The 15,334-nt window shown below is 62.5% G+C and carries 13 protein-coding genes; 7 read left to right on the top strand and 6 right to left on the bottom strand.

Going from position 1 to position 15,334, the window contains the following annotated elements; translation table 11 throughout:
• Nucleotides 1–258: 258 nt before the first annotated feature.
• The 6 genes from WOB96_RS05335 (at nucleotide 259) to WOB96_RS05310 (ending at nucleotide 8,713) form a co-directional block, all read left to right on the top strand.
• A complete protein-coding gene (locus WOB96_RS05335) occupies nucleotides 259–1,713 on the top strand; it encodes a DUF3375 domain-containing protein (RefSeq protein ID WP_341370249.1) in 1,455 nt (484 codons plus the stop codon).
• 25 nt (nucleotides 1,714–1,738) lie between these two features.
• Nucleotides 1,739–2,416 carry a DUF4194 domain-containing protein gene (locus WOB96_RS05330; RefSeq protein ID WP_341370248.1) on the top strand — a complete coding sequence of 226 codons (678 nt, stop codon included), beginning with the start codon at nucleotides 1,739–1,741 and terminating at the stop codon, nucleotides 2,414–2,416.
• Complete coding sequence (locus WOB96_RS05325; protein ID WP_341370247.1) at nucleotides 2,409–5,801, top strand: ATP-binding protein; 3,393 nt, start codon at nucleotides 2,409–2,411, stop codon at nucleotides 5,799–5,801. The genes WOB96_RS05330 and WOB96_RS05325 overlap by 8 nt, the downstream gene beginning before the upstream one ends.
• A complete protein-coding gene (locus tag WOB96_RS05320; protein WP_341370246.1) occupies nucleotides 5,798–7,009 on the top strand; it encodes a DUF3322 domain-containing protein in 1,212 nt (403 codons plus the stop codon). Before WOB96_RS05325 ends, WOB96_RS05320 begins: the two co-directional genes overlap by 4 nt.
• Before the next feature lie 172 nt (nucleotides 7,010–7,181).
• Complete coding sequence (locus tag WOB96_RS05315) at nucleotides 7,182–8,033, top strand: PA4780 family RIO1-like protein kinase (protein WP_341370245.1); 852 nt, start codon at nucleotides 7,182–7,184, stop codon at nucleotides 8,031–8,033.
• Nucleotides 8,030–8,713, top strand: a complete 684-nt coding sequence (locus WOB96_RS05310; RefSeq protein WP_341370244.1) for a spermidine synthase — start codon at nucleotides 8,030–8,032, stop codon at nucleotides 8,711–8,713. The genes WOB96_RS05315 and WOB96_RS05310 overlap by 4 nt, the downstream gene beginning before the upstream one ends.
• Here the strand turns inward: WOB96_RS05310 and WOB96_RS05305 are convergent.
• From WOB96_RS05305 to dapA, 6 genes are all read right to left on the bottom strand, one after another.
• Nucleotides 8,710–9,189 carry a hypothetical protein gene (locus tag WOB96_RS05305; RefSeq protein ID WP_341370243.1) on the bottom strand — a complete coding sequence of 160 codons (480 nt, stop codon included), beginning with the start codon at nucleotides 9,187–9,189 and terminating at the stop codon, nucleotides 8,710–8,712. The two genes, WOB96_RS05310 and WOB96_RS05305, sit on opposite strands and share 4 nt — an antisense overlap.
• Before the next feature lie 11 nt (nucleotides 9,190–9,200).
• Nucleotides 9,201–10,373, bottom strand: a complete 1,173-nt coding sequence (locus WOB96_RS05300; protein WP_341370242.1) for a zinc-dependent alcohol dehydrogenase — start codon at nucleotides 10,371–10,373, stop codon at nucleotides 9,201–9,203.
• Nucleotides 10,374–10,593: 220 nt separating this feature from the next.
• Nucleotides 10,594–11,304: a phosphoribosylaminoimidazolesuccinocarboxamide synthase gene (gene purC, locus WOB96_RS05295; protein WP_341370241.1), complete on the bottom strand. Its 711-nt coding sequence runs from the start codon at nucleotides 11,302–11,304 to the stop codon at nucleotides 10,594–10,596.
• 1 nt (nucleotide 11,305) lies between these two features.
• Nucleotides 11,306–12,607, bottom strand: a complete 1,302-nt coding sequence (gene purB / locus WOB96_RS05290; protein WP_341370240.1) for an adenylosuccinate lyase — start codon at nucleotides 12,605–12,607, stop codon at nucleotides 11,306–11,308.
• 83 nt (nucleotides 12,608–12,690) lie between these two features.
• Nucleotides 12,691–13,797 carry an outer membrane protein assembly factor BamC gene (gene bamC, locus WOB96_RS05285; RefSeq protein WP_341370239.1) on the bottom strand — a complete coding sequence of 369 codons (1,107 nt, stop codon included), beginning with the start codon at nucleotides 13,795–13,797 and terminating at the stop codon, nucleotides 12,691–12,693.
• A gap of 25 nt (nucleotides 13,798–13,822) precedes the next feature.
• The gene (gene dapA / locus WOB96_RS05280; RefSeq protein ID WP_341370238.1) at nucleotides 13,823–14,698 is read right to left on the bottom strand and encodes a 4-hydroxy-tetrahydrodipicolinate synthase; all 876 of its coding nucleotides are present in this window, start codon (nucleotides 14,696–14,698) and stop codon (nucleotides 13,823–13,825) included.
• Nucleotides 14,699–14,842: 144 nt separating this feature from the next.
• Between dapA and WOB96_RS05275 the strand changes: the two genes are divergently transcribed.
• Entirely contained in the window at nucleotides 14,843–15,331 is a 489-nt protein-coding gene (locus WOB96_RS05275; protein ID WP_341370237.1) for a peroxiredoxin, read from the top strand.
• Nucleotides 15,332–15,334 lie beyond the last annotated feature (3 nt).

The raw sequence follows: 15,334 nt of genomic DNA, 5'->3' as shown, positions 1-15,334 counted from the left end.
GAATGACTGGGGGCTCGCCAGCAGCCAGTGTGAAGCCATCCCCGCAAGTGCCTGCCAATGCTGCTGGCCTAACGCGACATACCTCCGGCATGGCCTGCTGGACCTGCTTGCCCATGGGGTTTTACACTCGACAAGGCATATCTCTGGCTACCCGACGGCAGTGGCCCGCTCAGGCACTGAACACGCATTGACTGGTCGAAAACTCGAACGGGCCGTCGTCGCCTCAGCACGATCTACCCCAAGGGAGCCCCTGCTGGCATGAACCTCGACTTCGCCGCCCTCGAGACCCTGCGCACCCACCACCCCGCGTGGCGGCTACTGCGTTCGGACCATGCGCCACTGGTAGCGAGCTTTCTGCACCGCGTGTTCGTGGCGCCCAATGTCCGGGTGATGGCGGCAGCGGATCTGTCCGAGGCGCTGGAGGATGAGCTCTACGCCCTGCGCCTGCACCTGGGCGAAGCCGCATTCCCGAAACCCGCGATTGAATACCTGAACGACTGGGCCGCGCCAGACAAGGGCTGGCTGCGCAAGTTCTACCGCCCGGGCACGGACGAGGCGCAGTTCGACTTGACGCCCGCCACCGAAAAAGCCATTGCCTGGCTGGCGCAACTCGGCGAGCGGCAGTTCATCGGTACCGAATCGCGCCTGCTCACGCTGTTTGAGTTGCTCAAGCAGATGAGCGAGGGCAGCGAGGCCGATCCGGCCAAGCGCCTTGCCGAGCTGCACAAAAAACGCAATGACATCGACGCGGAGATTGCACAGGTGCTGTCTGGAGACGTGCCATTGCTGGACGACACGGCCCTGAAGGAACGCTTCCAGCAGTTCATGCAGGGGGCGCGCGAGCTGCTGACTGACTTTCGCGAGGTGGAGCACAACTTCCGCCAACTGGACCGGCGCGTGCGCGAGCGCATTGCGCTGTGGGAGGGCAGCAAGGGAGCCCTGCTGGAAGACATCATGGGCGAGCGTGATGCGATTGCCGATTCCGATCAGGGCAGGAGTTTTCGCGCCTTCTGGGATTTTCTGCTGTCCAGCCGCCGGCAGGAGGAGCTGACCGAGCTGCTGGATCGCGTGCTGACCTTGCCTGTTGTGACCGGCCTGCATCCGGACGCCCGCACGCGCCGCGTGCACTACGACTGGATGGAAGCGGGCGAGCACACCCAGCGCACGGTCGCTGCCTTGTCGCAGCAGTTGCGCCGTTTTCTGGATGACCAGGCCTGGCTGGAAAACCGCCGCATCATGGACATTCTGCATGGCATAGAGAGCAAGGCGCTGGCCCTGCGCGACGCGCCGCCTGCTGGCAGCGTGATGGAAATGGCCGAGGCCTGCGCGGACATCGAGCTGGCGATGGAACGGCCCTTGTTCACCCCGGCCGTCAAGCCGGTGATTGCCGATCTGGCCTTGCAGCCGGGTGATGAAGACATCGACCCCTCTGCGCTGTTCAATCAGGTGGTCGTGGACAAGGCGCGGCTCACCCGCCACATCCGCCATGCCCTGCAGGACCGCGCGCAGATCACCCTGAGCGAACTGGTGGCCCGGCAGCCGCTGTTGCAGGGTCTGGCCGAGCTGGTGGCTTATCTGCAACTGGGCAGCGAGGCCTTCAGTACCGTGGTGGATGAAGATACGTCCGAGCCCATCTGCTGGCAGGCGGTGGCCGAGGACGGTCAGGCCCTTACCCGCAGCGCGCGGTTGCCGCGCGTGATTTTCATGCGCTGAACAAGATCTGATGACAAGGCAAGGGATGGAAGAGGAATTTTCAAGCGCAACACCGGCGACGCAGCCAATGGTCTCCCCCGCCGCTGATTTGTCGGTGTTGTTGATCGGCCTCCTCAAAAGCGTGCTGTACCGCGATGGCGACGAGCGCCGATGGGCGGCGCTGCTGAATCTGCAGGCCCGGGTACGCGATTATGTCGCGGTGCTGAATCTTGAACTGGTGCTGGACGAGTCGGAAGGCTATGCCTTCCTGAAAAGCCGCCCCGAACCCGCAGACGACGATGCGTCACCGCGGCTGCCGCGCCTGGTGGCGCGCCGTCCCTTGTCCTTCACCGTGAGCTTGCTGCTCGCCTTGCTGCGCAAGAAGCTGGCGGAGTTCGATGCAGGCGGCGGCGATACCCGTCTGGTGCTCTCCCGCGATGATATTGTGGAGCTGATGCGGGTGTTTCTGCCCGACGGCCCGAATGAAGCGAAGCTGATCGACCAGATGGATGCCACGATCAACAAGGTAGCCGAGCTGGGGTTCCTGCAGAAACTCAAACCAGCCGCAGGCGCTGCGGCAGGACCGGCCACTTATGAAGTGCAACGCATCCTGAAGGCCTTTGTGGATGCCCAGTGGCTGGCCGAATTCGATGCGCGCCTCGCCGCTTACCAGTCGCAACTGTCGGGCGCGAACGCTGCCGGGGAAGGAGCCGCTCATGAATGAACCGCAACCGCTGGGCCTGGATTTCTGCGCCGATGACACGCTGTCGGGCTATCGCCTGAGCCGGCTGGAAGTATTCAACTGGGGCACTTTCGACCGCCGGACCTGGACGCTGCAGCTCGATGGCAGGAATGGCCTGCTCACGGGCGATATCGGATCGGGCAAATCCACCCTGGTGGATGCCATCACCACCCTGCTGGTGCCCACCAACCGGATCGCCTACAACAAGGCCGCAGGCGCAGACAGCAAGGAGCGAACACTGCGCTCCTACGTGCTCGGCCATTACAAATCCGAGCGCAATGAAGTCACGGGCGCGGCCAGGCCGGTGAGCTTGCGCGACCAGAACAGCTACTCCGTCATTCTGGGGGTGTTCCACAACGCCGGCTACGGCCAGACGGTGACGCTGGCCCAGGTGTTCTGGATGAAGGAAGCACAGGGGCAACCTTCGCGATTCTTTCTGGGGGCGGAGCGTGCGCTGTCGATTGCCTCCGACTTTGCCCATTTCGGATCGGACATTACCCACCTGCGCAAGCAGCTGCGTGCGCTGGGGGCCGAACTGCACGACAGCTTTCCGCCGTATGCGGCCTGGTTTCGGCGGCGCTTTGGCATTGAAAACGATCAGGCCCTGGAACTGTTTCACCAGACAGTGTCGATGAAGTCCGTTGGCAACCTGACTGACTTCGTGCGCAGCCACATGCTTGAACCTTTCGAGGTCGGCCCACGCCTGCAAGCCCTGATCGGCCACTTCGACGATCTCAACCGCGCCCACCAGGCAGTGCTGAAAACCCAGCGGCAGCTTGAAATGCTCACCCCCTTGATGGCCGATTGTGGCAAACACAGCGAACTGGTGACCGAGGTCGAGAGCTTGCGCAGATGCCGGGAGGCCCTGCGGCCGCACTTCGCGGGCCTGAAACTGGAGTTGCTCGACAGGCGGCTGGACTCGCTGGACGAGGAATGGCGTCGCGCGGATGCCCAGGCACAAAAACTCGATGCCGCACATGAGGCGCAAGGCCAGCAAGTCGATGACTTGAAGCAGGCCATCAAGGACAATGGCGGCGACCGGCTGGAACGCCTTGCTGTCGAGATTCGCAAGAAGGAACAGTTGCGCGATGCTCGCCAAGTCAAGGCTGCTCGCTACGGGGAGCTGGCCAGCGTGCTGGGTGAGCCCCTGGCAACCGATGCCTCCACCTTCGCCGCACAGCGCGGCAAATTTCAAGACTGGCGAGAGGAGGCACGCAACCGCGATGCCGATCTGCAGAACGCCCTCACTGAACAAGGCGTGAGCTTGCGCCAGGGTAGACAGGAGCACGAGCAACTGTGCAGCGAAATCGAAAGCCTCAAGCAGCGGCGCAGTAACATCGATGACCAGCAGATCCAGATGCGCACGGCGATGTGCGCGGCCTTGGGCCTGAACGTGGATGACATGCCTTTCGCTGGCGAGTTGATCCAGGTGCGTGATAGCGAGCGCGAATGGGAAGGCGCTGCCGAGCGCCTGCTGCGCGGCTTTGGCCTGGCGCTGCTGGTTCCCGATGCGCATTACAAGGCGGTGGCTGAATGGGTGGACGGCGCCCATCTGCGCGGCCGCCTGGTGTACTTTCATGTGCGGCCGCGCAAGGCGGCGGAGCTGCCCGATCTGCATCGTGACTCCCTGGTGCGCAAGCTGGCCATCAAGCCCGACTCCGCGCATTACGACTGGCTGGAACGCGAACTTACCCACCGGTTTGACGTGGCCTGCTGCGCCACGCAGGAACAGTTCCGCCGCGAGACGCGCGCCATCACCCGTGCGGGACAGATCAAGGACCCGAGCGGCCGCCATGAAAAGGACGACCGCCACCGCATCGATGACCGCAGCCGCTATGTGCTGGGCTGGAGCAACCATGCCAAGATCGCGGCACTGGAACACAAGCGCCGCCAACTGGAAACAAGGCTTGGCGACATTGGCAGCCGGATCGGTGGAATCCAGAAAGCGCGTGATGGGCTGACAAGCCGCCTCGATGCGCTGACCCGGCTGGAAGAGTTCACGGCATTCAATGAGCTGGACTGGGCCAGCGTCGCCACCGAGATCGCCCAGCTGGCAGATGAGCGCAGCCGGCTGGAATCAGCCTCGGATGTGCTCAAGCAGTTGAACGACAATCTTCGCACCTTGCAGGCAGCGCAGAAGAAGACCGGGGAAGAACTGCAAGCTGCGCGCGACAAGCGGGCCAAGCTGGAACAGCGGCGCTCGGACGCGCAAGACCTCCGGCGGCAAACCGGGACGCTGCTTCAAGCTGCCGTCGTCGACCATGCCTTGGCGACAAGGCTCGAATCCATGCGGGCCGAAGCGCTGGGCGAGCATGTGCTGACGGTGGAATCCTGCGACAACCGCGAGCAGGACGTACGTGGCTGGCTACAGGACAGGATTGATGCGGTGGACCGGAAGATCCGGGACTTGGCGGCCAGGATCATCAAGGCCATGGTTTCCTTCAAGGAAGCATTCAAGCTCGAGACGGCCGAAATGGATGCCAGCCTGGAGGCGGCATTTGAATACGAAAATCTGCTGGCGCAGTTGAATCGCGACGATCTTCCGCGCTTCGTTGCGCGATTCAAGGAACTGCTCAACGTCAACACGATCAATGAGATCGCCAACTTCAACGCTCAACTGGCCCGCGAGCGCGAAACCATCAGGGACCGTATCGCGCATATCAACAAGTCGCTGGGCGAGATCGACTACAACCCCGGGCGCTATATCGTGCTGGAGGCGCAGGCCAGCCCCGATGCCGAGATCCGCGACTTTCAGCAGGAATTGCGCGCCTGCACCGAAGGTGCTGTCACAGGCTCGGACGACTCGCAGTATTCAGAGGCAAAGTTCCTGCAGGTCAAGTCCATCATCGACCGTTTCCGGGGCCGCGAAGGCTTGTCCGAACAGGATCGCCGCTGGACCGCCAAGGTTACCGACGTGCGCAACTGGTACCTGTTTGCCGCCAGCGAGCGCTGGCGCGAGGACAACAGCGAGCATGAACATTATTCCGACTCCGGAGGCAAGTCGGGCGGACAGAAGGAGAAGCTGGCCTACACCATTCTGGCCGCCAGCCTGGCCTATCAATTCGGGCTGGAATGGGGGGCGGTGCGTTCGCGTTCTTTCCGCTTCGTGGTCATCGACGAAGCGTTCGGGCGAGGATCGGACGAGTCTGCTCAATATGGCCTGAAGTTGTTCCGGCAACTCAACCTGCAACTACTGATCGTCACGCCGCTGCAGAAGATCCACATCATCGAGCCTTACGTCTCCAGCGTGGGGTTCGTCCATAACGAGGGCGGCCGGGCGTCCAAACTACGCAATCTTTCGATCGAGGAATATCGGACGCAAAAGGCCTCGATGTCACAGCAGCCCTTACCGGAGCTGACCCGGTGACCTGGACCGGGCCCAGGGAGTTGAGGACGCAACTGGCGCGCTTATGGGAGCGCGGCGAATTGCTGCGCGACGCCGTGACGGGCAATGCGCGTTTTCCCTTACGGCTGTCGCTCAAGCTGCCGGGCTCAGCGGATATCACCGATCGATTTGAGGCCGTGCGCCTCTGGGCCGCCGAATTGTCGGCGACAGCGGCGGTCCGCGTGGAATGGCAGGAGCTGCGACACCGCGTTCAGGGGGTACAGAAAATGCCGGCCTCCGTGTGGGTCGAGACGCTTGATGCGGCGTTGAACTGGCTGGGCAAACGCCGGGAATGGGAACGCTTTTCGGCTCAGGTCGCCGCGACCCGGCAGACCCATCCCGCTCTGTTGCGCTGGCTGGAAAAACGCCCCCTCCAGGCGCTGGAACTGTCCGCCGAGTGGCCGCGATTGCTGGCCGTGCTGAGCTGGCTTGGCGAGCATCCCCGCCCGGGCATCTACCTGCGTCAGGTGGACTTGCCGGGGGTGCACAGCAAGTTCATCGAAGCCCACCGCGGCGTGCTGGCCGAGCTGCTGGATTTGGCATTGCCCGCCGGGGCTGTGGATCAGGGCAAAACCGGCATCAGCCAGTTTTCTGCCCGCTACGGTTTTCTGGATAAGCCGGTACGCATTCGATTTCGCGTGCTGGATCCTGCGATAGCGCTGCTGCCCGGCACGTCCTGCCCCGATGTGAGCCTGGATGCCGATAGCTTCAGCCGCCTGGAGCTCGGCGTGAAGCATGTGTTCATCACCGAAAACGAGATCAATTTCCTGGCATTTCCGCCCGTGCATGACGCCATCGTGATTTTCGGCGCCGGGTACGGCTGGGAGGCGCTCGCTCGCAGCCACTGGCTGCAAAAGTGCTCGATCCATTACTGGGGCGATATCGACACCCACGGCTTTGGCATTCTGGATCAGCTGCGCCGCCATTTCGGGCAAGTGAACTCGTTCCTCATGGACAGGGAAACCCTGGATGCGCATGCCGGCTTCTGGGGGCACGAGAACAAACCCCTGGCGGCTGACCTGCACAGGCTGAATGCCGAAGAAAGATCTCTCTACGATGAGCTACGCGACAACCGCATTCGCCCAGGACTGCGTCTGGAACAGGAACACATCGGCTATCACTGGCTGGTGCAGCGCCTTGACCAGATCCTCAACGGGGCCACCGAACTGCACACTGGAATCTTGCCGTGAGACCATACCACTATTCAGCCATTCGCTGCTCATCTCAAGCCAGGACAAACCCTTCCAGGACAGTGCGGATGGGCACATTACACATCCCTCAGGAACAGGTAAAATATACCTCCGCCCGCTAAACCGTGGGCCGGCACCATTACCGGTATCATTAAAGGAATCCCACGACTGCATGAAGCCCCCCAAGAGTATCGAGCCGCTGATCGAGGATGGCCTGGTCGATGAAGTCATCCGGCCGCTGATGAGTGGCAAGGAAGCCGCCGTCTATGTGGTTCGGCGTGGCAACGAGGTATGCTGCGCCAAGGCCTACAAGACCGTCAACGAACGCGGCTTTCGTAACCGGGCGCAATACACCGAAGGGCGCAAGGTGCGCAACAGCCGCAAGGCGCGCGCCATGGAAAAGGGCAGCCGATATGGGCGTGCCGAGCAGGAATCCGCCTGGCAGAACGCCGAGGTCGAGGCCCTGTTCCTGCTCGCGGCCGCAGGTGTCCGGGTTCCAAAGCCCTATCACTTTGTCGATGGTGTGCTGCTGATGGAACTGGTGGTGGATGCCGAGGGCAACGCGGCGCCCCGCTTGAACGATCTGGAATTATCAGCGGATGTGGCACGCGAATATCACCAGTTCCTGATCGCCCAGGTTGCCCGCATGCTCTGTGCGGGTCTGATTCACGGCGATCTTTCCGAGTTCAATGTGCTGGTAGGTGGCGAGGGTCCGGTCATCATCGACCTGCCCCAGGCCATCCATGCCGCCGACAGCAACAGCGCCTTCGCCCTGTTCGAGCGCGACGTCAACAACATGGCCGCCTATTTCGGCCGCTTTGCCCCCGAGCTTCTGGATACCCAGTATGCCAGCGAGATCTGGAGCCTCTATGAAAAGGGTGAGCTGACGCCGGAATCCGTGCTGACCGGCCAGTTTGCGCGCGACGAGAAGGCGGTCAATGTGGGTGGCGTCCTGAAGGTGATCGATGACGCTCGCGAGGAAGCCATGCGCCGCAGGGCCTACGCCGAGGATGCAGATAGATGAAGCCCTGGATATTGCTGGGCGCCGCCGGAATCCCCGGCAGCACGGGAGAATTGCGCCTCTATCAGCGGGACGCCGAGCACGCCATCCGAATCCTTGGGGTCAGTGGCGACCTGATGAACAGCCGGCTTCACGGCTCGGAAGATGCATTGGGCGAACTGGCCTGCGTCCGGCTTGCCGGCCGACCGGCCCCCCGCCTCCTGATCGGTGGGCTGGGCATGGGCTTCACCCTCGCGGCGGCCTTGAAGGGCTTGGCTTCCGATGCCGAAGTGATCGTGGCCGAACTGATTCCCGCCGTGGTCGAGTGGAATCGCGGCCCGCTCGGGATACACGCCGGCCACCCCCTGCAGGACCCGCGGGTGACGGTGCGCGAGGAAGATGTCGCAGGAATCATCCAGCGCGAAGCAAATGCCTTCGATGCCATCCTGCTCGATGTCGACAACGGCCCCGAGGGCCTGACCCGCGAGGAAAACAACTGGCTTTACAGCAATGCGGGCCTGAGCGCATGTTTCAGGGCCCTGCGTCCCGAAGGTATTCTGGCGGTGTGGTCGGCCGGGCCGAAACCGGTGTTTACCGAGCGGCTGCGCCAGCAGGGCTTCGCGGTGGAGGAACAACAGGTGCGCGCGCATCGCGGCCGCAAGGGCGCGCGACACAACATCTGGCTGGCCAGGCGGGGGGCCTAGCGCAAATGCGCCGCGTCCCGGGCCAGACCGCGCATCTGCGCGGGTGGTTTCGGAAATCCGCTGCGATCGCTGTAATCCGGCGCCCGTCTGGCCCGCTCCTCGCGCTTGAGCCCGCTGGCCGAACGCAGGTCCAATGCCGTCACGCCTGCTACAAGGCCGGCTGCCAGAGCCGCCTTGACCGGCGCAGAGCCATGCTTCGCACTCCAGCCCAGCGTGGCGAGATCGACCGCATCACCTTTGATGCGTCCCAGCATCCAGGGCCTGGGATTCCGGGTGCTCAGGATGCCAATGCCGGTGACGAGCTCGCGCAGGCCATAGGCACGGATCAGATTCTTCTGCCCCGGCATGCCCAGCACCCGCGAAAACCTGCGCGGCATCAGCAGCTCCGCCACGCCCAGACCGATACTGAACCAAGCCAGCCCTTTTGCCAGCGTACCCGGTTTCTGCCGCAGGATGCTCCGTCCAGGAATATGCATGCCGATTCTCCTCAAGGCTTTAGAACGACTTTCACGCAGCCGTCCTCCTTATCGCGGAAGGTCTTGTACATCTCGGGCCCCTGCTCCAGCCCGACAGTATGAGTAATGACGAAACTGGGGTCGATCTGGCCTTCCTGAATCCGCCGCAACAGATCATCGGTCCAGCGATTGACGTGGGTCTGACCCATGCGGAAGGTCAGCCCCTTGTTCATTGCCGCACCAAAGGGAATCTTGTCGATCAGTCCGCCATAGACTCCCGGAATCGACAGCACCCCGGCCGGGCGGCAGACATACATCATCTCGCGCAACACGTGCGGACGGTCCGTCTCCAGCATCACCGCCTGCTTGGCGCGGTCATACAGGGCATCGATCGAGCGCGTGGCATGGGATTCCATGCCGACTGCATCGATGCACTTGTCAGGCCCCTTGCCATGGGTCAGTTCGTTGAGGCGTTCGACCACGCTTTCCTCATCGAAATTGATGGTGATCGCCCCACCGGCACGGGCCATGGACAGGCGCTCGGGCACATTGTCGATGCACACCACTTGTTTCGCGCCCATCAGCACCGCACTGCGAATGGCAAACTGCCCGACTGGCCCCGCCCCCCAGATGGCCACGGTATCGGTCGGTTCGATCTCGCACTGGGCCGCCGCCTGCCAGCCGGTAGGCAGGATGTCGCCGAGAAAGAGCACCTGCTCATCCGTCAACCCGTCCGGGATGCGTACCGAATCGATGTCGGCATAGGGCACCCGCACATATTCGGCCTGCCCGCCGGGATAGCCACCGGTCAGATGCGTGTAACCGTACAGCCCGGCCGTGGTGTGACCAAACATCTTGTCGGCGAGATCCTTGTTGCGGTTGCTGCGCTCGCAGACCGAGAAATTGCCGCGCCGGCACTGATCGCATTCGCCGCAGAATATGGTGAACGGCACGACCACGCGGTCGCCGACCTTGAGCTTCTTGTTATCCTTGCCTAGCTCCACCACCTCGCCCATGAATTCGTGGCCGACGATGTCACCATGCTTCATGCCCGGCATGAAACCATCATAAAGATGCAGGTCGGAGCCGCAGATGGCGCAGGAGCTGACCTTGACGATGGCGTCGCGCGGGTCCTCGATGGTCGGGTCAGGGACGTGATTGTCGCAGCGGATGTCTTCCTTACCATGCCAGCGCAGTGCTCTCATGAGACTCTCCTATGGTCAGTGATACAAGTGTTTAGTACACACAAGCCGCACAGGAGTTGCCTGAATCCGGCAGACCTGCCCCTTTCGTCTGAAATGACAGATCATCTGGATTTCCAAGCCTGGACTTTGATTGCTTTACTGGAAGGGAATATTCAAAACGGAAGGGATTGGAAAAACGGGGCGGGTCAGATCTTCTGCGAACACTGCCCGCCCTCGGGGATCAGAGCGGCACGCCGAGACGCCGCGCCACTTCCTCGTAAGCCTCGACGACACCGCCTAGCCCGCGGCGGAAGCGGTCCTTGTCCATCTTTTCCTGGGTATCGGCGTCCCAGAGCCGGCAGCCATCAGGGCTGAACTCATCACCCAGCAGGATCTCGCCATCGAAGCGCCCGAATTCGAGCTTGAAGTCCACCAGGATCAGGCCAGCATCCGCAAACAGTGCCTGCAACACGTCGTTGGCCTGGAAGGTGAGCTCGGCCATGCGCGCGACCTCGTCTTCCATGGCCCAGCCGAAGGCCTTGATGTGCGAAATGTTGATCATCGGGTCGTGCAGGGCATCGTTCTTCAGGAAGAACTCGAAGACCGGCGGGCTGAGCACCAGCCCTTCCGGCACGCCCAGGCGCCGCGAAAGAGAACCGGCGCTACGATTGCGGATCACGCACTCGACCGGGATCATCTCCAGGCGCTTGACCAGGCTTTCCCGGTCCGAGAGCAGCTTCTCGAAATGATTGGGGATGCCGGCCTCGGCGAGCTTGCCCATGATGAAGGCATTGAACCGGTTGTTCACCACACCCTTCTGGGCGAGCTGCTCGATCTTCTCGCCATCGAAGGCCGAGGTATCGTCCTTGAAATGCAGCACCATGCGTTGCGGGTCATCGGTGGTGTACACCACCTTGGCCTTGCCCTCATAGAGCCTGTCGCGCTTTTCCATCTCAGGCCTCCCCGGCAAACACCCGGCTGAAAATGCGGTCGATGTTTTTAGTGTGGTAATCGAGGCTGAACAGATCATCCAGCTCGGCCGCACTCAGCTTGGCGCTGACCTCGGGATCGGCCGCGAGCAGGGCCCTGAAGTCCTCGCCACCCTCCCAGACGCGCATGGCATTGCGTTGCACCCAGCGATAGGCGTCCTCGCGCAGCGCGCCCTTCTCGGTCAGGGCCAGCAGCACGCGCTGGGAGAAGATCAGGCCGTGCATCTGATTGAGGTTCCTGAGCATGTTCTCGGGATAGACCACGAGATTCTCCATCAGGCCGCTGACGCGATGCAGCATGAAGTCGAGCGTAATGGTCGCATCCGGACCGATCACCCGCTCCACCGAGCTATGCGAAATATCCCGCTCATGCCAGAGCGCGATATTTTCGAGACTCATGCCGGCATAGCCGCGCACCAGCCGCGCTAAACCCGTGAGATTCTCGGAGAGAATGGGATTGCGCTTGTGCGGCATGGCCGAGGAACCCTTCTGGCCCTTGGTGAAGGGCTCTTCGGCCTCCAGCACCTCGGTGCGCTGCAGATGGCGGATCTCGACCGCAATCTTTTCGATGGATCCCGCGATCACCGCCAGGGTATTGAAAAACTGGGCATGACGGTCGCGTGAAATGACCTGGGTGCTGGCCGGTTCGGGGCTGAGGCCCAGTTCCCGGCAGACCGCTTCCTCGATGGCGGGGTCGATGTTGGCGAAGGTACCCACTGCGCCGGACAGCATGCCCACTGATACGGCCTCGACGGCCTCCACCAGGCGCTGGCGGTTGCGCTGCATCTCGGCATACCAGACCGCAATCTTCAGCCCAAAAGTGACGGGCTCGGCATGGATGCCGTGCGAGCGCCCCATCATGACCGTGTCCTTGTGCTCGAAGGCGCGCTTCTTCAGGGCCAGCAGCAGCCGGTCCATGCCCTGCAGGAGCATCTCACCGGCCTGCTTGAGCTGTACCGCGAAGCCGGTGTCCACCACATCGGAACTGGTCAGGCCCTGATGGATGTAGCGGCTGGACGGGCCGACGAATTCCGCTACCGAGGTCAGGAAGGCGATGACGTCGTGCTTGACCTCGCGCTCGATCTCCTCGATCCGGGCGCTGTCGAACTGCGCCCTCGCCTCGATTTCCTGGAGATTCTCGGCGGGAATCCGGCCCTGGGCGGCCAGGGCCCGGCAGGCGGCCAGCTCGACATCGAGCCAGGTCTGATACTTGGCATCCTGGGTCCAGAGGGCGCCCATCTCCGGGCGGGTGTAACGTTCAATCATGATCTTCTTCCTAAGGAATCAAACAATTCGCTCCCGGCATGCACCCCGGGAACAGCGCCGCTCGAGGAGCAGGGCTAAAACATTCAGGAGGCCGCACGCAGGCGTTCGGCAAGCCGATCCACGAGCGTCCGGACCGCCTTGTCTTCCTTGGCGGCGCCATCCTCCGGCAGGATTTCCAGCACAGTGCCCGGAGATTTTGCGTCAGGAGACAGGCGCAGCTGCAGATGCGTGTCGCCGTTCGGCTCCTCATTCTTGAAGGCGCCGAGGATGCCGTCCCTGAACTGGGTGAAGATGCTCTGGAAAAAGCCCTCCTGCGCCGCCGCGTCCGTGCGCGAGAGCAGGAAGATCCCGGCAGTGTCACCAGCACGCAGCTCGTAACCCATGTCCTTGAGCACGCCGCTCACGCGCTGTTGCGCCTGCGCTGGCGGCAGCGACAATATCAAATAGGGCCCTCTGGCATCGGTCAGGCGTTCAACGGAGGGCTGACCGGCAGCCTGTGTCATTGTCGGTTGCTGCAGGTTTTTCTGGACCGCCTTCAGCAGGGCAAGGCCCGCCTTGTCATCAGGCGTCGTAGCCGTCCAGACATCACCTATCTCGCCCGAGTCGTTCTCCTGCACTTCCTGACTGGCACTGAGCAGCACGCCGTTTTCGCCCGGTTTCAGCGTGATCGTATAACGCGAGCGGGCATTGGCCGCCACTGCCGAGCCAAGCAGACCACTCAGTCCCCGACGCTCTGACTTCCAGTCCGTCTGCAACTGCCCGCTTGCGTTGTCCTGGCGGGCCACCTTGTAGCCTTCCTGCTGCAGGGTTCTGCTCACCACCGGCCAGACCTGCTCAGGGCTCATGTCAAGGCGCAGGACCGCCTCCTCGCCCTGGGTCTGAAGCTCGGCAACGGGCGCGGCCGGAACCGGTGTCGTGGCCTGGGCCGCTGGTACCGGCATCTGACCACCCGTGACGGCTGCTGGTGCGACAGAGCGACTGGCCGACACCTCGGCAGCGGGTGCCGGAGACGGCAGGGTCAGGCCCGGCTGGCTCGCCTCACTCACCAGATCGGGTGGCAGGTCCAGCGGCGCGAGCACCTTGGCATCCTTGTACTCGGGCCCGGTCTTTTCTCCGGTAAAGGGCAGGTACTGGCAACCCGCCAGGGCAATACCTGTGGCGGTCAACATGATCCAGCGTGGCAGTGACATCAGGAGGAAACTCCGGCTAAGAAAATCAAATGCAGTCCGCGTGACGCAGGGCATCCTGCAGACGCGGTTCGAAGGAATCATCCAGGGGCGTGAGCGGCAAGCGCAGGCTGGGACCGATGCGGCCCATTTTCGCCAGCGCCCACTTGACCGGAATCGGGTTGGACTCCACGAAGAGATCCTGATGGAGGAGCAACAATTTATTGTTGATATCCCGCGCAGTCTGGAGATCCCCGTCCAGGGCGGCCTGGCACATCTGCGCCATCAGGCGCGGCGCGACGTTGGCGGTGACCGAAATGACGCCTTTGGCGCCGAGCAGCATCAGGGCCATCGCGGTGGCATCATCCCCGCCATAGAGGTCCAGCCCCGGACCACAGGTGGCCAGGATCTCCTCGCCACGCGCCACGCTGCCGGTCGCGTCCTTGATACCCACGATGTTGGGATACCTGGAAAGCCTGGCGATGGTGGCCGGCAACAGGTCACACCCGGTGCGCCCAGGCACATTGTAGAGGATCTGCGGCAGGGGGGATGCCTGGGCCAACGCGCTGTAGTGCTGGAACAGACCCTCCTGGGTGGGCTTGTTGTAGTACGGCGTGACCAGCAGTGCGGCATCGGCGCCCACGTCGGCCGCGGCCTGGGTCAGGGCGATGGCCTCGCTGGTGGCATTGGCGCCAGTGCCGGCGATGACGGGAACCCGGTCGCGCACCTGCTCGACCACGATGCGGATGACGTCGATATGCTCCTGCTCGTCCAGGGTGGCTGATTCGCCCGTGGTGCCCACCGCCACGATCGCGTGCGTTCCCTCGGCCAGGTGCCATTCGACCAGCTCCCGGAGCCGCACCTCATCGACGCTCCCATCCGTGTTCATCGGGGTGACCAGGGCAACCATACTGCCGTGGAACATACACTTCTCCAGCAATTCAGAAATAATCGGCAATGGTACTTGCCATTTTCAGGATTTGCAAAGCACCGGCCAAATGCCCATCCGGGACTTGCAATGCACGCCATGGCTGGCTAAGTTCAAATATGAGACCAACCTGGAGGCAGCATGAGCGAACACATGAGCGAGAGCACCTTACGCACTGGCGACCTGGTACCTGATGTGACCCTGCCCACCCACACCGGCCAGAATATCAGCCTGCGGGATCTCAAGGGCCGCAAGGTCGTCCTGTATTTCTATCCCAAGGATGACACCCCCGGCTGCACCACCGAGGGCCAGGACTTCACCCGGCTTTATCCCGAGTTTCAGGCTGCCGACGCCGAGGTCCTGGGCATATCGCGGGACCCCCTGGATTCCCACTGCAAGTTTGCCGAAAAATATGGCTTTTCCTTCCCGCTCCTGTCCGACACCGAGGAGGAAGCCGTCCGCAAGTTCGATGTCCTCAAGGAAAAGAACATGTACGGAAAGATGGTGATGGGCATCGAACGCAGCACCTTCGTCATCGATCGCGATAGCCGGATCGTGCATATCGAACGCAAGGTCAAGGTGGAAGGCCACGCCGAACGCATGCTCGACATCATCCGCAAACTTCCCTGAACC

It is taken from the genome of Thermithiobacillus plumbiphilus (genome assembly GCF_038070005.1).
Taxonomy (GTDB): domain Bacteria; phylum Pseudomonadota; class Gammaproteobacteria; order Acidithiobacillales; family Thermithiobacillaceae; genus JBBPCO01.
Note: the sequence above shows the minus strand (reverse complement) of the source record. Positions and strands in the feature narration are given on the sequence as shown.